The 18,415-nt window shown below is 56.9% G+C and carries 16 protein-coding genes; 8 read left to right on the top strand and 8 right to left on the bottom strand.

Annotated features, from left to right (window positions below; translation table 11 throughout):
- Position 1: 1 nt before the first annotated feature.
- From feoA to greB, 3 genes are all read right to left on the bottom strand, one after another.
- The gene (feoA, locus tag E2F51_RS05370) at positions 2-226 is read right to left on the bottom strand and encodes a ferrous iron transporter A (protein WP_013204208.1); all 225 of its coding nucleotides are present in this window, start codon (positions 224-226) and stop codon (positions 2-4) included.
- A gap of 153 nt (positions 227-379) precedes the next feature.
- Positions 380-2,716: a Tex family protein gene (locus E2F51_RS05365; RefSeq protein ID WP_134822917.1), complete on the bottom strand. Its 2,337-nt coding sequence runs from the start codon at positions 2,714-2,716 to the stop codon at positions 380-382.
- 96 nt (positions 2,717-2,812) lie between these two features.
- Positions 2,813-3,292 (bottom strand): transcription elongation factor GreB, encoded by a 480-nt coding sequence (gene greB, locus E2F51_RS05360; protein WP_013204206.1) that lies wholly within the window; start codon positions 3,290-3,292, stop codon positions 2,813-2,815.
- A 290-nt stretch (positions 3,293-3,582) separates the two neighbouring features.
- On the opposite strand from greB, the gene ompR reads away from it, so the two are divergent.
- Both ompR and envZ read left to right on the top strand, forming a co-directional pair.
- The gene (gene ompR / locus E2F51_RS05355; RefSeq protein WP_001157751.1) at positions 3,583-4,302 is read left to right on the top strand and encodes a two-component system response regulator OmpR; all 720 of its coding nucleotides are present in this window, start codon (positions 3,583-3,585) and stop codon (positions 4,300-4,302) included.
- On the top strand, positions 4,299-5,651 hold the full coding sequence (gene envZ / locus E2F51_RS05350) for a two-component system sensor histidine kinase EnvZ (protein WP_013204205.1): 1,353 nt from the start codon (positions 4,299-4,301) through the stop codon (positions 5,649-5,651). Before ompR ends, envZ begins: the two co-directional genes overlap by 4 nt.
- A gap of 55 nt (positions 5,652-5,706) precedes the next feature.
- Here the strand turns inward: envZ and pckA are convergent, their stop codons facing one another.
- The 4 genes from pckA to E2F51_RS05330 form a co-directional block, all read right to left on the bottom strand.
- Complete coding sequence (gene pckA, locus E2F51_RS05345; RefSeq protein ID WP_134822916.1) at positions 5,707-7,320, bottom strand: phosphoenolpyruvate carboxykinase (ATP); 1,614 nt, start codon at positions 7,318-7,320, stop codon at positions 5,707-5,709.
- A gap of 254 nt (positions 7,321-7,574) precedes the next feature.
- Positions 7,575-8,453, bottom strand: coding sequence for an Hsp33 family molecular chaperone HslO (gene hslO / locus E2F51_RS05340; RefSeq protein WP_013204203.1), 879 nt, complete (start codon positions 8,451-8,453; stop codon positions 7,575-7,577).
- Positions 8,454-8,475: 22 nt separating this feature from the next.
- The gene (gene hslR, locus E2F51_RS05335; protein WP_013204202.1) at positions 8,476-8,877 is read right to left on the bottom strand and encodes a ribosome-associated heat shock protein Hsp15; all 402 of its coding nucleotides are present in this window, start codon (positions 8,875-8,877) and stop codon (positions 8,476-8,478) included.
- Between the two features lie 139 nt (positions 8,878-9,016).
- Positions 9,017-11,155, bottom strand: coding sequence for an intracellular growth attenuator family protein (locus E2F51_RS05330; RefSeq protein WP_134822915.1), 2,139 nt, complete (start codon positions 11,153-11,155; stop codon positions 9,017-9,019).
- Between the two features lie 409 nt (positions 11,156-11,564).
- On the opposite strand from E2F51_RS05330, the gene nudE reads away from it, so the two are divergent.
- Positions 11,565-12,131: an ADP compounds hydrolase NudE gene (nudE, locus tag E2F51_RS05325; RefSeq protein WP_013204200.1), complete on the top strand. Its 567-nt coding sequence runs from the start codon at positions 11,565-11,567 to the stop codon at positions 12,129-12,131.
- Between the two features lie 81 nt (positions 12,132-12,212).
- Here nudE and mrcA read toward each other — a convergent pair whose 3' ends face one another.
- The gene (gene mrcA / locus E2F51_RS05320) at positions 12,213-14,768 is read right to left on the bottom strand and encodes a peptidoglycan glycosyltransferase/peptidoglycan DD-transpeptidase MrcA (RefSeq protein ID WP_013204199.1); all 2,556 of its coding nucleotides are present in this window, start codon (positions 14,766-14,768) and stop codon (positions 12,213-12,215) included.
- A gap of 118 nt (positions 14,769-14,886) precedes the next feature.
- On the opposite strand from mrcA, the gene pilM reads away from it, so the two are divergent.
- From pilM to hofQ, 5 genes are read left to right on the top strand one after another with little or no spacing between them, the layout of a single operon-like run.
- Complete coding sequence (pilM, locus tag E2F51_RS05315; RefSeq protein ID WP_134822914.1) at positions 14,887-15,714, top strand: type IV pilus biogenesis protein PilM; 828 nt, start codon at positions 14,887-14,889, stop codon at positions 15,712-15,714.
- Entirely contained in the window at positions 15,714-16,253 is a 540-nt protein-coding gene (locus E2F51_RS05310) for a PilN domain-containing protein (protein ID WP_134822913.1), read from the top strand. Before pilM ends, E2F51_RS05310 begins: the two co-directional genes overlap by 1 nt.
- Complete coding sequence (locus tag E2F51_RS05305) at positions 16,246-16,746, top strand: hypothetical protein (RefSeq protein WP_134822912.1); 501 nt, start codon at positions 16,246-16,248, stop codon at positions 16,744-16,746. The genes E2F51_RS05310 and E2F51_RS05305 overlap by 8 nt, the downstream gene beginning before the upstream one ends.
- Positions 16,736-17,140 carry a HofP DNA utilization family protein gene (locus E2F51_RS05300; RefSeq protein ID WP_134822911.1) on the top strand — a complete coding sequence of 135 codons (405 nt, stop codon included), beginning with the start codon at positions 16,736-16,738 and terminating at the stop codon, positions 17,138-17,140. Before E2F51_RS05305 ends, E2F51_RS05300 begins: the two co-directional genes overlap by 11 nt.
- Positions 17,073-18,341, top strand: coding sequence for a DNA uptake porin HofQ (gene hofQ / locus E2F51_RS05295; RefSeq protein ID WP_134822910.1), 1,269 nt, complete (start codon positions 17,073-17,075; stop codon positions 18,339-18,341). The genes E2F51_RS05300 and hofQ overlap by 68 nt, the downstream gene beginning before the upstream one ends.
- Positions 18,342-18,415: the final 74 nt, after the last annotated feature.

Raw genomic sequence — 18,415 nt, 5'->3', positions numbered from 1 at the left:
CTCAGCGCTGAGGCTCCAGTTGCAGGAAAGCCAGGTCTTTTTTCCGCAGCATCAGGCTGACGCGGCGAACTTCGATCTGCACCGGATCGCCCAGCGGGGCAATGCGCTTGACCTGAAAATGGGCGCCGGGCAACAGCCCAAGCGCCAGCAGTTTCTGTCGGAACGCGGCGCTGACGGAGGGAGAGAAGCTGACGATTTTATAGTACTGCTGCGGGACGATCTGCATAGTTCCACCTGGCGGCGGGAGGCGCCGTGATATTCAACGGTGGCAATTATAATGAGAACGATTCACGCTCTTATTGATGCAGAACAAGCTTGAGGGGAGCGAAACTAAACACAGGTGAAATGACGCGCGGACCGGCAGATCCGCGCGTGTTGCTTAGCGTTTCTTGCCGAACGCCGCGGCCAGCGCATCACCCATCGCGCTGTTGTTGCTGACTGCGGGCTGAGCCGCCTGCCGTGGACGCGGTTTGCCCTGAGCGGGTTTCGCGTTGTCACGGCCGGCATTGCCGCCGCCGCCACGGCGAGCGTTGCCTTCGCCTGGCTGCTCATCAAGACGCATAGTCAGCGCAACGCGCTTACGCTGCAAATCGACTTCCATCACCTTCACCTTAACGATATCACCCGCCTTGACCACCTTGTGTGGGTCATCGATGAACTTATCTGACAGTGAAGAGATATGCACCAGACCATCCTGATGCACGCCGATATCGACGAAGGCGCCAAAGCCGGTGACGTTCGTGACCGCGCCTTCCAGCACCATGCCGGGCAGCAGATCGTTCATGGTCTCGATACCTTCTGCGAACTGGGCCGTTTTAAACTCAGGACGCGGATCGCGGCCCGGTTTTTCCAGTTCTTTGATGATATCGGTGACGGTCGGCACACCGAACTTCTCATCGGTAAAGTCGACGGCACGCAGGTTGCGCAGCTCGGTAGGGTTGCCCATCACGTCATTCAACGCCTGCTGAGTGGCGGCCAGAATGCGCTGCACCACCGGGTAGGCTTCCGGGTGAACCGTTGAGGCATCCAGCGGGTTATCGCCATGATTAATGCGCAGGAAGCCCGCGCACTGCTCAAAGGCTTTCGGTCCCAGACGGCTGACTTTCAGCAATTGCTGACGATCCTGGAAACGGCCGTTCTCGTCGCGCCAGCTGACAATGTTCTGCGCCATCATCTTGCTCAGGCCCGCCACGCGGGTCAGCAGCGGCACGGAAGCGGTGTTCAAATCAACGCCAACGCCGTTCACGCAGTCTTCGACCACCGCATCCAGCTTCTTCGCCAACTGGCTCTGGCTGACGTCGTGCTGATACTGGCCAACCCCGATGGATTTCGGGTCGATTTTCACCAGCTCAGACAGCGGATCCTGCAAGCGGCGGGCAATCGACACCGCACCACGGATGGACACGTCGAGGTCAGGGAATTCCAGCGCGGCCAGTTCAGAGGCGGAATAGACCGATGCGCCGGCTTCACTGACGATCACTTTCTGCGCCTTGACCTGCGGATACTGCTGTTGAATATCCAGGTAGAAGCGCTCGGTTTCACGGGACGCGGTGCCGTTGCCGATGGCAACCAGCTCAACGTTGTGTTTTGTGCACAGCGCCGCCACGGCCGCCGCGGCTTTTGCCGTCTGGCCGGTATGCGGATAAATGGTATCGGTCGCGACCAGCTTGCCGGTGGCATCAACGATCGCCACCTTCACGCCGGTACGCAGACCCGGATCGAGGCCCATGGTGGCGCGCATGCCTGCCGGTGCCGCCATCAGCAAATCGTGCAGGTTACGGGCAAAGACGTTGATCGCTTCATCTTCGGCGCGTTCGCGCACGGTGCCCATCAGCTCGGTTTCGAGGTGCAGCAGCACCTTGATGCGCCAGGTCCAGCTGACCACCGCTTTACGCCAGCCATCAGCCGGTGCGTTGTTCAGGCGCAGCTGCAGGTGATCGATAATGATCTGCTCGCCGTGGCTTTCACGTGGCGGCTCATCGAACTGCGGATCGGGATTCAGTGACAGCTGCAGGATGCCTTCATTGCGGCCGCGGAACATCGCCAGCGCACGGTGGGATGGTGCGGTGGCCAGCGCTTCGTGGTGATCGAAGTAGTCGCGGAACTTCGCGCCTTCCTCCTGTTTGCCGTCGACGACGCGCGACACCAGGTGGGCATGTTTCCACAGGTAGTCACGCACTTTGGCCAGCAACGAGGCGTCTTCAGCGAAGCGTTCCATCAGGATATAGCGCGCGCCATCAAGGGCGGCTTTGGTGTCCGCAACGCCTTTATCGGCATCGACAAAGGTCGCGGCCAGCTGCTCAGGGTCGTGTGAAGGATCCTGCCACAGCGTGTCGGCCAGCGGTTCCAGACCGGCTTCAAGCGCAATCATTCCGCGCGTGCGGCGCTTTTGCTTATAAGGCAGGTAAAGGTCTTCGAGTTCGGTTTTGCTCAGGGTGTTGCTGATGGCGGTGCTCAGCTCATCGGTTAACTTGCCCTGGTCGCCGATGGATTTCAGAATCGACTGGCGTCGCTCTTCCAGCTCCCTGAGGTAGCTCAGGCGGGTTTCCAGCATACGCAGCTGGGTATCATCCAGCCCGCCGGTCACTTCCTTACGATAACGTGCGATAAACGGCACGGTATTCCCTTCATCCAACAGACGGACAGCGGCATCAACCTGTTCTGCTCGCGCCTGCAGCTCACTTGCAATAATGCGGCTCAGCGAATCTTTCATCATCGGTTACTTTATGGCTTATAGACAGCGGACAGTTATACGGATTGCAGGCGGAAATTGCCAGTCGCCGGGCGACACTCAGCGCCCACATCCGTGTGATTAGGATTGTTTAACGTAGTCGATCGCCACTACATACCAGTGCGCATCGCCAACCGGCGTAGGCACCACCGCTAAATCGCCGACCTCTTTCTTCAGCAGCGCGCGGGCCATCGGTGAATCGATTGAGATGTAGTCATTGCGGCCAAAAATCTCGTCGTAGCCGGCGATGCGAAAACGCTTCACGTCGCCCGCGTCGTTTTCAATCTCGACCCAGGCGCCAAAGAACACTTTGCCATCCTGCTGCGGCGAGTATTCCACGATGCGCAGCTGCTCGAGGCATTTGGTGAGATAGCGCACGCGGCGGTCAATCTCGCGCAGCCGTTTCTTGTTGTACTGGTAATCGGCATTTTCACTGCGGTCACCGAGGCTGGCCGCCCAGGTCACCTTTTTGGTCACTTCAGGCCGATCTTCCCGCCAGAGAAAGTCGAGTTCCTGCTTCAGCTTGTCGTAACCTTCGCGGGTAATCAGTTGGGTTTTCATCGTAATCCATTTCTTTCACGGGAATGCTGCGACTATTTTGTTGTGCGGCGCGCACTGATGCAAATCCCTTCTGCATTTTTCTGCCCGCGCTTACTGTTTGTTTGTTCTGACTATTCGGCATTGAAAAGCTGTGCATTAGCGCAGGTTTTTCCGCCAAAATTAAAGATAAGCTGCTGTTTAATATGCTTTGTAACAATTTCGGCTAGAATATAAACCATTATTGACTGTTACATTCAGGCATCTTTTTTGAAAATAATAGCTCGGGCAATTGCGCCTTTGGGAGTATCGACATGCAAGAGAACTACAAAATTCTGGTCGTGGATGACGACATGCGTTTACGTGCGTTGCTGGAACGCTATCTGACCGAACAGGGTTTCCAGGTGCGTAGCGTGGCGAACGCTGAGCAGATGGATCGTCTGCTGACGCGTGAATCCTTCCACCTGATGGTGCTGGACCTGATGCTGCCTGGCGAAGATGGCCTGTCTATCTGCCGCCGTCTGCGCAGCCAGAGCAACCCAATGCCGATCATTATGGTGACGGCGAAAGGCGAAGAAGTGGATCGTATCGTTGGCCTGGAAATCGGCGCTGATGACTACATTCCAAAACCGTTTAACCCGCGTGAGCTGTTGGCCCGTATCCGTGCCGTTCTGCGTCGTCAGGCGAATGAACTGCCGGGCGCGCCGTCGCAGGAAGAAGCGGTGATCGCTTTCGGTAAGTTCAAACTGAACCTCGGCACGCGTGAAATGTTCCGTGAAGACGAGCCTATGCCACTCACCAGCGGCGAGTTCGCCGTGCTGAAGGCGCTGGTCAGCCACCCGCGTGAACCGCTGTCCCGCGATAAGCTGATGAACCTGGCGCGTGGCCGTGAATACAGTGCGATGGAACGTTCGATTGACGTGCAGATCTCCCGCCTGCGTCGCATGGTGGAAGAAGATCCGGCGCACCCACGCTATATCCAGACCGTTTGGGGCCTGGGCTACGTCTTCGTGCCGGACGGCAGTAAGGCATGAGGCGGATCCGCTTCTCTCCCCGCAGTTCCTTTGCCCGTACGCTGCTGTTGATCGTGACCCTGCTGTTTGTCAGTCTGGTCACGACCTATCTGGTGGTGCTGAACTTTGCCATCCTGCCAAGCCTGCAGCAGTTCAACAAAGTGCTGGCGTATGAAGTGCGAATGCTGATGACCGATCGGTTACAGCTGGAGGATGGCACGCAGCTTGAGGTGCCACCTGCATTCCGCCGTGAGATATACCGCGAGTTAGGCATTTCGCTGTATACCAATGCGGCGGCGGAAGAGAGCGGATTGCGCTGGGCGCAGCATTACGAATTCCTCAGCCAACAGATGGCGCAGCAACTGGGTGGGCCGACCGACGTTCGCGTCGAGGTGAATAAAAACTCCCCGGTGGTGTGGCTGAAAACCTGGCTGTCGCCGGATATCTGGGTCAGGGTGCCGCTGACGGAAATTCATCAGGGGGACTTCTCGCCGCTGTTCCGCTACACGCTGGCGATCATGCTGTTAGCGATTGGCGGTGCCTGGCTGTTTATCCGCATCCAGAATCGACCCCTTGTGGAGCTGGAGCACGCCGCAATCCAGGTGGGTAAAGGCATTATTCCGCCGCCGCTGAGAGAGTACGGAGCGTCAGAAGTGCGCTCGGTTACCCGGGCGTTTAATCAGATGGCGTCTGGCGTTAAACAGCTGGCCGATGACCGCACGCTGTTAATGGCGGGTGTCAGTCATGACCTGCGAACGCCGCTGACGCGTATCCGTCTGGCAACCGAGATGATGTCTCAGGAAGATGGCTATCTTGCTGAGTCGATCAATAAAGACATCGAAGAGTGCAACGCCATCATCGAGCAGTTTATTGATTATCTGCGTACCGGCCAGGAGATGCAGTTTGAGCGTGCGGACCTGAATGGCGTACTCGGCGAAGTGGTCGCGGCGGAAAGCGGCTATGAGCGTGAGATTGAGAACGAGGTGATGACCAGCGAACTGATGGTCGATATCAACCCGCTATCCATTAAACGTGCGGTGGCCAATATGGTGGTGAACGCCGCCCGCTATGGTAACGGTTGGATAAAGGTCAGCAGCGGCAGCGAGTTGCAGCGCGCCTGGTTCCAGGTTGAAGATGATGGTCCGGGCATCCGGCCCGATCAGCTGAAGCACCTGTTCCAGCCGTTTGTGCGCGGAGACAGCGCCCGCAGCACCAGCGGAACGGGATTAGGTCTGGCGATTGTGCAGCGTATTATCGACGCGCATCAGGGATCGCTGGAGATTGGTGACAGCGATCGCGGTGGGTTGCGCATTCGTGCCTATCTGCCTTTGCCACCGGCCAACAGCCTGCCGGCACCGCCCGTCGCGTAACGGTTAAATCTGTCTGTAAAAAAAGGGCTTAGTCGATGACTAAGCCCTTTTTGAATTACAGCTGCGGACCGGCTTTGATTAACGCCTCACCGGCCGGCGTATCGGTGTATTTATCGAAGTTATCAATAAACCGTTGGGCCAGATCGTTGGCTTTCCCTTGCCACTCGGCTTCATCACTCCAGGTGTTTCGCGGATCGAGAATATGGCTATCCACACCCGGCAGCGCGACAGGCATCTGCAGATTAAACACCGGCAGCGTCACGGTTTCGGCTGTCGACAGCTCACCGCCCAGAATGGCGTTGATAATCGCCCGCGTATCCTTAATGGAGATGCGCTTGCCGCTGCCGTTCCAGCCGGTATTGACCAGATAGGCTTCCGCACCGGCCGCTTCCATCCGCTTCACCAGCACTTCGGCATACTGCGTTGGAGGCAGCGTCAGGAAGGCCGCACCGAAACAGGCGGAGAAGGTCGGCGTAGGTTCGGTCACGCCGCGTTCGGTGCCCGCCAGTTTGGCGGTGAAACCCGACAGGAAGTGATACTGGGTCTGATCGGGGCTGAGCCGTGAAACCGGCGGCAGCACGCCAAACGCATCGGCAGTCAGGAAGATCACTTTACTGGCGTGGCCCGCCTTAGAGACCGGCTTCACGATGTTATCGATGTGCTCAATCGGGTAGGAGACGCGGGTGTTTTCGGTCTTGCTGCCATCATCGTAATCCACGGTGCCATCGGCACGGATCACCACATTTTCCAGCAGGGCGTCGCGTCGAATCGCCTGATAAATTTCCGGTTCAGCCTGTTCAGACAGCTTGATGGTCTTGGCATAACAGCCGCCTTCAAAGTTAAACACGCCGTCATCGTCCCAGCCATGTTCATCATCGCCGATCAGCTGGCGCAGCGGATCGGTTGAAAGCGTGGTTTTACCGGTGCCGGAGAGGCCAAAGAACACCGCCACATCGCCTTTTTCGCCGACGTTCGCCGAGCAGTGCATCGAAGCAATGCCCTTCAACGGCAGCAGATAGTTCATGATGGCGAACAGGCCTTTCTTCATTTCGCCGCCGTACCAGGTGCCGCCAATCAGCTGAATACGTTCCGTCAGGTTGAAGGCAACAAAATTCTCGGAGTGCAGCCCCTGTTTTTGCCAGTGTGGATTGGTGCATTTAGCGCCGTTCATCACCACGAAGTCCGGCTCAAAGGTGGCCAGCGCGGCGTCATCCGGGCGGATAAACATGTTTTTCACAAAGTGCGCCTGCCAGGCCACTTCAGTGATAAAACGCACGCAAAGACGGCTATCGGGATTGGCGCCGCACCAGGCATCCACCACAAACAGGCGTTTGTGTGACAGTTGCTTCGTGACGAGGGATTTCAGGGCCTGCCAGTTTTCCTCAGAGAGCGGCTGGTTGTCGTTCTTACCTTCGCCCCGATCGTTCCACCACAGGGTGTCGCGGGTGGTGTCATCGCGGACGATATATTTATCTTTGGGTGAGCGGCCGGTAAAAATGCCGGTATCGACGGCAATGGCGCCAGATTGTGTCTGAATGCCTCGTTCACAACCGGACAGTCCTGGACGGGTTTCTTCGTGAAAAAGCGTTTCATAATCGGGGTTATGGACGATTTCAACCGTGTCCGTGATGCCATAAGCGACGAGGTCCTGCGGGGTCAGATCACGCATGTTACTGCTCCTTTATCGGCTCTGTGCTGCAACGTAGTGTAGGGTAATGGAAGACCATTAACCGTGATGTCCCGCATATCCATCCTCATGCGGAAAACACGATCGCGCGCAGTCTACACGTGTGAAGATGCAGTGAAAGGCAAAAGCAGCAGAAATGAGAAGCAGCGCGTGAAGAGAGGAAGGGGCAGGGCCAGGCCGGTTAAGGCCTGACCATTTCGTGCATATTAACGCATCAGTTTGCGACGCGAGTCGCATCAATGAAGCTGATCGTTACTCGCGGAAGAACCGTTACGAATCGCCGCAATATCAACCGCGTCGTAGGTATAGTGGCTGCCGCAGTAGTCACAGTGCATGTCGATTTTGCCATCTTCGGCAAGGATTTCGTCCACTTCGGCTTCTGGCAGCGTCGCCAGCACTTCGCCACAGCGCTCGTGCGAGCAGGTGCAGCGGAAGCAAACGTCTTGCGGATCGAAAATCGTTACTTCTTCCTGGTGATACAGGCGCCACAACACATCATTCGCCGGCAGGCCGAGCAGCTCGTCGGTTTTGATGGTTTCGGTCAGCGTGGCCAGATGGGTGAAGTCATCCGGGTTAGCATCCTGCGCCGGCAGCACCTGCAACAGGATCCCGCCCGCGCCCTGCTGGCCTTCGATTTCGCCGGTACGGATAAACAGGCGCGTTGGCAGCTGTTCAGAGCGCATAAAGTAATCTTCCAGGCACTCCGCCAGCGTCTCGCCTTCCAGCCCTACCACGCCCTGATAACGCTCACCTTCCGCCGGGGAAATGGTGATCACCAGGTAGCCGTTGCCGACCATCTCTTTCAGCGTGCTTTCTGCCGCAATCTCACCCTGCATACGGGCAACACCGCGCATTTCCTGGCGGTTATTGCCGTTGATGACCGCCAGATTCAGCGGGCCATCGCCCTGCAGCTGGACGGTGATATCGCCGTCAAACTTCAGCGTGGCGGTCAGCAGGCTGGTGGCAACAAGCAGTTCGCCCAGTACTTTCTGCACCGGTAACGGATAGTCGTGGCCTTTGATGATTTCACGCCAGGTGTCGGAAACGGTAACCAGTTCGCCACGCACGGCATGGTTTTCGAACAGGTAACGGTGCATTTGATCTTGATGAGCCATGATTCTCTCTCGTTTGGGCGGATTACTCGTCGCCAGAATTTTTAAATTTCATTAAGTCCCGTCGCTCTTTTTTATCCGGGCGGCGGTCGGGATGCGGCATGGTCAGCGCGTTCATTTTTCGCGCCAGCGCTATCTTTTCCCGTTTCTCAATACTTTGAGCCGTCTCTTCGTACATCAGCTGAGCTTCCACCGCCGGGCGGCGCTGTTCGCTGATGGCCAGCACGATCACGGTACGTTCATCATTTCCCTGCCGGAGCGTCAGTTCAGCATTCAGCTCAACGATTTTACTCGGCTTGCTGCGCTGACCGTTGTAGTGGACTTTGCCACCCTCAATCATCTGGCGCGCTGCAGAACGGGTTTTGTAGAAGCGAGCGGCCCACAGCCACTTATCCAGCCGAATCGCCTCTGCGGATTTCTCTTTCATCGCTGCTCCTTGATGGGAATACCCCTATGTATGGGTGAATCGCTGGAATTCAAGGCGCTTCATCGCAGGATAATCAGGGGAGTCAGAAGGGGAGGCCATTCGCCTTGTCAGCCTTAAAAATAGCATAAAACTGACCGGCTCAGAATAACGGGCGAATGCTCTGGCTGGTGCTCAGCGAGGGGCTGAAGCACTTGTCGTAATAGGTTTGGATGGCAATCAGGCGCTGGCGATTACCGGGGATGCGCTTCAACGCCAACAGGCCATTGATGACAAAACTGAGGGTAACCACCAGCAGCAGCAGGCTGGTGCCCAGATAACGCCACAGCGTCAGTTTGTCCGGCGCGCTGTGCAGCGCGATATGACGCGTGCCGTTAGCATCGGTGGTGATATTGGTGACGATGCCGCTGGCGTAAAACTGGGTGTGCAGCAGCATGCCGGCCAGACGTTGCAGCTCGGGCCACTGGTCGGGTGCATTGAAATCAAACAGTGAAACGCTCGGTGCCGGCTGGTTTACTAGCTGCCGGCCTTCATCGCTGAGGATCAGGAAGCCGCCTGGCGGTGGGCTGTTCAGCGCTTCCGCCGCACGGCGCGTCTCGCGGTAGAAGAACGAAGAGGTGGCGGTATTCACCAGATTTTCCAGCGCTTCAGCACTGACCGGGCGCAGCAGCACATTCATGCCGTTCAGCGAGCCGGAATCCGCCCGGCGCACCAGCGTATCCCAGTCTTTGGCATTACCAAGGTTAACCAGCGCATTCTTCAGCCGCACGCAATCCTGATCCTGACTGCATAACTCCTGGGTTCTTAGCACGATGTCTGAGAAATCATCCAGCAGGATCATGCCGGATTTCTGAATAGCCGTTGCCAGCTGGGGGTTGAGCTTCGGATCGGTATTGCTTTGCGGGTGGAGCTGCATGCTGGTGGTGCTGAGCAGCGCGGTGGCTTTATCAATAATGTCGGACTGCGGCTGGGGCAGGGGAGCGGCGTTATTCCAGTAAACCGCCGAGCAGTCGAACGGCATAAAGGCGTAAGTGCGGTTGCCCTGATAGGTTGCCGGGATGGAACACATGCCTTCACCGTTGACCTTCAGGCTGTCACCGATATGCAGCGGCATTTTTTCCAGATCGTTGACCGTCTGAACCTGAACGCTTTCGGTGCCCTTTAACCACGCCAGGCTCAGCTTGAGCGGCATACTGAGCGGGATCCACGCAACCAGCAGCACCATTACCAGTAACGATCCTGCCGCCAGCACCAGATTCTTTTTCCAGCGCTGAATCGGGAAGTTGCGCACTTCATCCTGCAGCGAGAGGAAACGCCCCTGGCGGACAACCTGGCGGTTCAGGTAAATATCTATTTCAGTCGACTGGCCCAAATCAGTGGAGACGTAGGGCTGCCAGTGTGGCGGGTAAATCAGGTCAATGATGCCCAGTGAAATATTGCTGACCTGTCCCTGGTTCGATTCGCCGAACAATCCCCAGCGCTTAGGCGCGCCGCGCAGGCAGTGAATTTCGCGGAGATCTTTTTCGCCAGGTCGACGGTAGAGGAACCAGCAGCTGACCGCAATCATCGCGGCGCCAGCCAGCACCAGCCACGGCATCAGCAGTTCAGGGCCGACCAGACTGACAAAGAACAGCAGGAAGGCGATGCAGATTGCGGACGCTTCACGCGTCCCGTCCGGGCGGCTCAGGGCATACTCTTCGGCGGTTTCCTTGCGCACGCTCACCAGCTCAATGTTTTCGCTCTCTTCTTTCCTGATCGAGGCGTTTTGCGACACCGGGCGAATAGCCGGGGCCAGCGCGGGCTGTTCATAAACGTAATTCACCAGCGAATGGCCATTTAACGAAATGACCAGCGGAATGGATTGCGTTTTGATTAGCTCAACGTAGTTCTCTTCAGCAATATACTGTTCCCACAACGGCGGCAAATGCACTTCTACCGCATCCAGGTAGTAACGCCATTTGTTGGGATCATCAGTGGAGAGGCCGTAGCGGGTAATCGAGCGGGTGACAGGGTAGACGTTGCTGCTTTGCGAGGTGAGGACCAGCGGTTCAGCCGTCCTGCTGGTACCACCGGGTAAGGTGTTATCACGATGTTTTTCAAGCAGGCTGATATAGCGCTCAACGGCTTTGCGCTCGTCGTCGCTCAGTTTACGAAATGGAGGACTGATGAATGGCAGTGGTTTCGCCAACGGCGGGCGATGCCGCATAGCGTACCAAAAGAAACATCCCGCTCCCATCGAGCAGGCCAGCATTACAGCCAATATAATGACTATTGTGCTCATGCTTCCCTCATTCCTGCCACGATGCTCCCGTCGTCATTATGATGATACCCGGCTTTGATCATATCGTTACCGACATTGTGGCGGGTTTAGACGGCTCTGGCAATCCGCTGTGTATACAAAAATAGCGCGCAAAATCATAAAATTAGATTATTAGTATAAGATTCCCTGTTGAGATGGTATCAACCCATTTGCCGCATCAGTATCGGCATAATCCTATTTTTACTGGTCCTGATTGACTTTTTTTAAAACTTTTCATGCTAGCCGACGCGCATTTGTTATAACTACGTAAAATAATCCATGCGATGATTGGCATCCCCACTCCGGTGCCGCACAATGGGGGTACGACGGTCAATATGCCGTGACTTACGGGCTATGACGCTCATTTTTTGGCTTTTTTCCTGGGGCCACTATGACCAGACAACTGCAGAAACCCAAAATCCTTAATGTGGAAGCCGTGGCACGCTCGCGCCTGTTCACCGTTGAGGCCGTAGACCTGGCATTCAGTAACGGTGCCCGTAGAGTCTATGAGCGGATGAAACCCACTGACCGCGAAGCGGTAATGATCGTGCCGATTATCGACGACCACATTATCCTGATCCAGGAGTATGCGGTGGGGCTGGAATGCTATGAACTCGGCTTTCCAAAAGGGTTGATTGACCCAGGCGAAACCCCGTTTGAAGCGGCAAACCGTGAGCTGAAAGAGGAAGCGGGTTTCGGCGCGGAAACGCTGGAAACGCTGGGTAAACTGACGCTGGCACCGTCCTATTTCTCCAGCAAAATGAACATCGTGGTGGCGGAAAAGCTCTATGAAGAGAAGCTGGAGGGAGATGAACCTGAACCCCTTCCGCAGCTGCGCTGGCCGCTGGATAACCTGCTGGGATTGTTACAAGAACCGGACTTCTGCGAGGCGCGTAACGTCAGTGCGCTGTTCCTGGTCCGTGAATGGCTGGTGAAGCAGGGCCGCATTCGCTATTAAAAAAGCGGGCACCAGGCCCGCTTTCGTTGATTCAGAGGGACGCGCCGGATAACGGCGCGTCCCTTTTTGTTGGCTTAACGATCAGAACAGTTCATGACTCTGGCCGTTATCCATCAGCGTGGTGCCGACATCATGCACGGAGTACTCGGTAGGCTGGGTGCCATCGATGAAGTATTCCTGACGGGTGTTGCCACCGCCATTCGCCAGCTTGCCGGTGCCACGGTCAATGGTCACCGTCACCACGCCTTCCGGCGGAGTCAGGGGCTGAACCGGCACGCCATCCAGCGCAGCTTTCATATACTGATCCCAGGCAGGCTGAGCGCTTTTCGCGCCGCCTTCATACCCTGAAATCTGATCCTTGATCGCACCCGACGCCGTGGTGCGACCCAGATCGCGACGGTGGTCATCAAAGCCAATCCACACCGAGGTCACCACGCCAGGGCCATAACCAGAGAACCAGGCATCTTTCGAGCTGTTGGTTGTCCCGGTTTTGCCGCCGATATCGTTGCGACCTAAATCACGACCTGCGCGCCAGCCGGTTCCCATCCAGCCTGGCTCGCCGAAGATGTTCGAGTTCATTGCACTCTTAATCAGGAACGACAGCGGCGTGTTGATCACGTGAGGCGCGTATTGCTGCTCGCCATCCTGCTCGGCCTGCTTCTGCGAAACCTGCTCAAGCTGCGGCTGAGGAACGGCGGTCTTTTCACCTTCTTTCGAGACGGCAACGTTTTCCACGCTGTCTTCACTCAGAGCGACCGCTTTCTTGGTTTCGCCGTAAATGACCGGAAGATTGCACTCCGGGCAGGCGACCTTCGGTTTCTCTTCAAACAGGGTGTTGCCTTGCTCATCTTCGATCTTGCTGATGAAGTAAGGGTCAACCAGGAAACCGCCGTTAGCCATAACGGAGTAACCGCGCACCATCTGCAGCGGGGTAAAGGACGCGGAACCCAGCGCTAACGATTCGGTGTGAACGATGTTTTGTGCCGGGAAGCCAAAACGCTGCAGATATTGTGCCGCGTAATCGACGCCCATTGCGCGCATAGCCCGCACCATCACCACGTTTTTCGACTGTCCCAGACCCTGACGCAAGCGGATTGGACCATCGTAGGTTGGCGGTGAGTTCTTCGGACGCCAGTCAGAGCCGGCACCCGCATCCCAACGTGAAATCGGCACGTCGTTAAGGATAGAGGCCAGCGTCAGCCCACGGTCCATCGCGGCGGTGTACAGGAACGGCTTGATGTTCGAGCCCACCTGGCGCAGTGCCTGAGTGGCACGGTTGAATTTGCTCTGATTAAAGTCGAAGCCACCCACCAGCGCACGAACCGCACCGTTATGGGGATCCAGCGAAACCAGTGAGGAGTTCACATCCGGCACCTGACCCAGCGCCCAGCCGGAATCCACTTTGTAGACCCAAATTTGCTGACCGGCCTGAACCACTTCCGTCACCGATTTTGGCGTGCGGCCTTGTGCCGTGTCGGATTTGTATGGACGTGCCCAGCGCATACCCGCCAGATTCAGCGCGATGCTGCTGCCGTCACGCATGGTGACCGTGGCTTCATCACTGTTCGCCTCGGTAACCACTGCCGGGAACAGCGGACCATATACCGGCAATGCCTTGAGGGACTTGACGATTGCCGTGTGGTCCCATGGGTTCTGGCCCACTTTCCACAGCACATTCGACGGGCCACGGTAGCCGTGACGCATATCGTAGTTCATCACGTTGTCCTGCACCGACTTCTGTGCAGCCAACTGTAATTTACGGGTGATGGTGGTGGTGACTTTGAAGCCGTCGTTATAGGCGTTGTCGCCATAACGCTTAACCATCTCCTGACGAACCATCTCGGTCAGGTAAGGGGCAGAGAACGCAATTTCCGGCGCGTGGTAGTTGGCTTCCAGCGGGGTGTTGCGCGCTTCGTCATACTGCGCCTGAGTGATGTAATTCTGGTCCAGCATGCGACCCAGCACTACATTGCGGCGCTGTAACGCGCGCTCGTGTGAATACAGTGGGTTGAACGTTGAAGGGGCTTTAGGCAAGCCGGCAATCATCGCCATTTCGCTCAACGACAGCTGATCAACGGTTTTGCCGAAGTAAACCTGCGCTGCGGCGCCCACGCCATACGCACGGTAGCCGAGGTAGATCTTGTTCAGATAGAGCTCAAGGATTTCGTCTTTATTCATCATCTGCTCAATGCGGATGGCGAGGAAAGCCTCCTTGATCTTACGCATCAGCGTACGCTCAGGGCTGAGGAAGAAGTTACGCGCCAGCTGCTGGGTGATGGTACTCGCCCCTTGTGACGCATGCCCGGACACCAGCGCCACGCTTGCCGCACGGAAGATGCCGATAGGATCGACTCCGTGGTGCTCGTAGAAGCGGCTGTCTTCGGTAGCGATAAAGGCTTTCACCATCACCGGCGGGATTTGCTGCAGTTTCAGCGGAATACGGCGCTTCTCGCCATACTGAGCAATCAGCTCATTGTCGGCGCTGTAAACCTGCATAGGCGTCTGCAAACGCACATCTTTCAGTGTGGCAACGTCGGGCAGCTGGGGCTCTATGTATTTGTACAAACCATAGACCGAGCCTGCTCCAAGCAAAATGCAACACACTGCAAGGATCAATAAATACTTTACGAACTTCACCTGATATTTTCCATTCTGAGTCGATTGGGCAGTTTATAAACAATCGCGCGGTAGTATAAAGGCAAGCCAGAAGCTTGGATACGTCCTTTTAGATACTGACGATATGGAGATCGCGCGAATGGCATTTCAGACATGGCAAGTCGGCCTGGATATTCAAAACGGGCAACTCTGTGCCCTCGGCATCCAGCGCCGTCGGAACGGCTGGCAACTTCGCCACTGGTGGCAACATGCGTTGCCGCAAGATACGTTAGTTAACGGGCTGCTGCAACGTCCTGAGCCGGTGATCGCCGTGCTGCAAAACTGGCGCAGGCGGCTCCCTTACCGCATCTCGCTACGGGTGGGGTTTCCTCCGCAACTGGTGCTGCAGCGGCAGATCGAGCTGCCTGGCAGCCAATTGCGTGAACCAGAGCGTAGCAGGTACATCACCGCAGCGGCGAGGCGATTTTTCCCAATTGAACCGGAGACGCTGGCGCTGGATTACCGTGTGGAGGCCGACGCCGGCAAAGCGCTCTATCTGACCGCAGCCCGTCAGGATGCGCTGCAGAGCTGGCTGCACTGCCTTCATCAGGCCAGACTCAACCCCCAAGTGCTGGAGCTGTCGCCCGCGGCACTGCACGCCCTTTCAACCACGTTACCGCTCAACCCGTCGGCCGCGCTGGTTCACCGTTTGCAGGATCACTGGCTGTGGTATTGCCCATTTGCGGGCAGGCCTCGCTGGGGCTGGAGTTCAGTGCAGGATGCGCCAGATTTTGCCGCGTTACAGCAGAAGCAGCTAGCGGACGTTGACGCATTTTATTACAGCTCGTACCAAAAGGAACCGCTGCCGGAGCGCGCGCAGGGGTTGGCTCCTTTTGCCGCATTTGCCCTGAAGCAGCCGCCGTTACCCGCGCTCAGTGGCGCTTTTTCGCTGGCTGCCGGACTGGCGCTTCGTCCAGGAGATGCCTGATGGTTTGGGTCAATCTGTTGCCCTGGCGGGCACTCAAACTGAAAAGGGCGCGTCAGCGTTGGGCATGGGTGCTGGGTGTGCTGGTGCTGACACTGATCGCCGCCGGAATGCCAACGGTCGGGACGCGGGCGCTTAACCAGCAATACCAACGTCTGGACAGCTTTATGCAGGGTGCCAGCCAGCGGCTGGAAGAGCAGACCCGGCAGATGTCGGCACTCACGCTGGAAAAAGAGGGCCTGCAACGCCAGCTTGCGGCGCGCCAGCAGCGTCAACATCGCCTTGATCGCTGGCGAAGCTTTGCCCTGAGTCTGCCCGAGGTGATGCCAGACACGCTGTGGCTGAGCGCCATGGCTAAAAACGCCACCAGCCTGACGCTCTCAGGAGTCTGCCAGGGAATAAGCGATCTGGAGACGTTTCGCCTGCAGCTGCAAACGCTGGCATTGGCCGCGCAGGTAAAAACCGGGCAGCTGAGTCGAGGCCCACAAGGCAGGCTGGCCTTTAATCTGTTGGTGACGCTTGCAGGAGAAGAAGATGAATAGCGCCTGGTCTCGCTGGCTGAGTTTACCGGTCTGGGGGCAGGGCTCGCTGCTGTGCATGGCCGTCTGTGCTTCTGCACTGTGCGTTTGGCATCTTTGGGCCGCACCGGCCGACCAGCAGGCGATAAAGCTGCTGGCTCAGCATCGGCTGCAAAGCAGTCGGTATCAGCTTCTTGTGCAACGTCTGATGGCGTCGGGATCCTTTGTCAGTGCCAGGGAGGAAATCGCGCAACTTCAGCAGGCGCTGCAGCCTGAGCAGAAAACAGCCTTCTCTTTACTGACGTTGACCCAGATTTCTGGTGGCGAGTTGGCAGACTGGCAACCCAGCCGCCAGGGAGGAAGCCTGACGTTGGATGTTAGCTGGCCGCAGGTGGAAAGCCTGTTCGGCTATCTGAGCACGCTGCCCGCCGGCGTGACGCTATCACGCTTCACCCTCAAGCCTGAACACGCGCAGCTGCGTTTCCATCTGACGCTGGCCCTGAATCATGAAGACTGAACGCGGAAACCTCTGTAGGGCCATCGTTAGCCTGTTGTTGCTGGTGGCTGCGGACAGTCAGGCCGGTCGCGATCCCTTTCAGCCGTTGGTGAGTGAATGCGAGCAACATCCGATGCCTTTTCACTGGCAGCTGAAAGGCATCATTGGCCAGGCTGACGATTTCCATGCCTGGCTGATGGCGAAAAAAGGCAAGTGGATCCAGCTTACTCAGGGCCAACAGCTTAACCAGCGCTGGCAGTTGCAGGAGATCACCGCGTTGAGCATTACCGTGGCGGATCTGAACGGGTGTGAGCCAGCGTTTAAAAGGAACCTAAAAGGGAGCATTTATGAAAAGGATAGTTTGTCTGCTGATGTTGATGCTGATGGGCGTACTGACGCCGTTAAAGGCCAATGAACGACCGGTCTCGCTGGCCTTTGACGATGCGCCGGTGGGGCAGGTGCTGCAAGCGCTGGCTGACTGGCAGAACCTGAATTTGATGGTGGCGCCAGACGTGCAGGGTACGCTTTCTCTCAGGCTGACGAACGTTCCCTGGCAACAGGCGCTTCAGCTGGTGGCCCGCATGGCTCAGCTCAGTGTCGAAACCGAAGACAGTATTTTACTGGTGTGGCCGGAAAGCCGGGCGCTGGAACAGCAACGCAAGGAGGCGCTGGAACAGGAAAATCAGCGTGAGAAGGCCGAGAAAGAACAGCTGCTGATAACTGAAGTGCTGACGTTGGCCCACGCGGATGCCAGCATCGTTAACAGCAGTTTGCAGTCGGAGCGTGCACGACTGATGAGTGAGCGCGGCAGTGTTACCGTCGATGCCCGAACCAACAGTTTACTGCTGCGTGACACGCGCCCAGCGTTGGATGCCACCCGACGTTGGGTACAGGCGCTGGATGTGCCGTTGGAACAAATCGAGCTGGCGGCCCATATCGTCACCATCAACGAGGAGAGCCTGAGAGAGTTGGGCGTTCGTTGGGGCACCACCAGCGATGAGCAAATCACACAGGCGTTGCGCACCAGTCAGTTTACCGTCTCCCTGCCTGTTGCGGATGCCGCCCTGACGGCGGGCTTTACGCTGGCCCGACTGGACGGAAAATTGCTCGATCTGGAGCTTAGCGCGCTGGAACAGGAAAATAAGCTGGAAATTATCGCCAGCCCGCGTCTGTTTACTTCCCATCAGCAACCCGCCAGCATCAAACAGGGCACCGAAATCCCCTATGAAGTGTCCAGCGGCACCAGCGGCACCACCACGGTGGAGTTTAAGGAGGCGGTGCTGGGCATGGAGGTGACGCCAGTGGTTCAGGCTAACGGCCGGATTTTATTGAAGTTACAGCTGACGCAAAATGTGCCTGGCCGAACCATGCGCAGTGGCGAGGGCGAATATCTGGCCATCGACAAACAGGAAATCCAGACGCAGGTGACGTTAAAAGACGGCCAGACGCTGGCCCTGGGCGGCATCTTTCAGCGTTCCACCGCCAGCGGCCAACGCAAAGTTCCGCTGATTGGCGATATTCCGATACTGGGGTCGCTGTTTCGCTATGATATTAATGAACAAAAAAGGCGAGAATTGGTGATCTTCATCACGCCACGACTGATTCGTGATGAGTAATGCTTTTTTTAGTCCAAACTGAGTAACCGGGTGCTTTTTTCCGGCCTTGAAGGCATATGGGTTTGACGCAAGGG

This window comes from Erwinia sp. QL-Z3 (genome assembly GCF_004551645.1).
In the GTDB taxonomy this organism is placed as follows: Bacteria; Pseudomonadota; Gammaproteobacteria; order Enterobacterales; family Enterobacteriaceae; genus Erwinia; species Erwinia billingiae.
Note: the sequence above shows the minus strand (reverse complement) of the source record. Positions and strands in the feature narration are given on the sequence as shown.

Excerpts from the sequence above, each read along its gene's own strand:
- hofQ (WP_134822910.1), top strand. The coding sequence starts at position 17,073 with ATGAAAAGGATAGTTTGTCTGCTGATGTTGATGCTGATGGGCGTACTG.
- hslO (WP_013204203.1), bottom strand. The coding sequence starts at position 8,453 with ATGGCTCATCAAGATCAAATGCACCGTTACCTGTTCGAAAACCATGCC.
- pilM (WP_134822914.1), top strand. The coding sequence starts at position 14,887 with ATGGCATTTCAGACATGGCAAGTCGGCCTGGATATTCAAAACGGGCAA.
- E2F51_RS05300 (WP_134822911.1), top strand. The coding sequence starts at position 16,736 with ATGAAGACTGAACGCGGAAACCTCTGTAGGGCCATCGTTAGCCTGTTG.
- ompR (WP_001157751.1), top strand. The coding sequence starts at position 3,583 with ATGCAAGAGAACTACAAAATTCTGGTCGTGGATGACGACATGCGTTTA.
- nudE (WP_013204200.1), top strand. The coding sequence starts at position 11,565 with ATGACCAGACAACTGCAGAAACCCAAAATCCTTAATGTGGAAGCCGTG.
- E2F51_RS05305 (WP_134822912.1), top strand. The coding sequence starts at position 16,246 with ATGAATAGCGCCTGGTCTCGCTGGCTGAGTTTACCGGTCTGGGGGCAG.
- pckA (WP_134822916.1), bottom strand. The coding sequence starts at position 7,320 with ATGCGTGATCTGACCCCGCAGGACCTCGTCGCTTATGGCATCACGGAC.
- E2F51_RS05330 (WP_134822915.1), bottom strand. The coding sequence starts at position 11,155 with ATGAGCACAATAGTCATTATATTGGCTGTAATGCTGGCCTGCTCGATG.
- envZ (WP_013204205.1), top strand. The coding sequence starts at position 4,299 with ATGAGGCGGATCCGCTTCTCTCCCCGCAGTTCCTTTGCCCGTACGCTG.
- E2F51_RS05310 (WP_134822913.1), top strand. The coding sequence starts at position 15,714 with ATGGTTTGGGTCAATCTGTTGCCCTGGCGGGCACTCAAACTGAAAAGG.
- hslR (WP_013204202.1), bottom strand. The coding sequence starts at position 8,877 with ATGAAAGAGAAATCCGCAGAGGCGATTCGGCTGGATAAGTGGCTGTGG.
- greB (WP_013204206.1), bottom strand. The coding sequence starts at position 3,292 with ATGAAAACCCAACTGATTACCCGCGAAGGTTACGACAAGCTGAAGCAG.
- E2F51_RS05365 (WP_134822917.1), bottom strand. The coding sequence starts at position 2,716 with ATGATGAAAGATTCGCTGAGCCGCATTATTGCAAGTGAGCTGCAGGCG.
- feoA (WP_013204208.1), bottom strand. The coding sequence starts at position 226 with ATGCAGATCGTCCCGCAGCAGTACTATAAAATCGTCAGCTTCTCTCCC.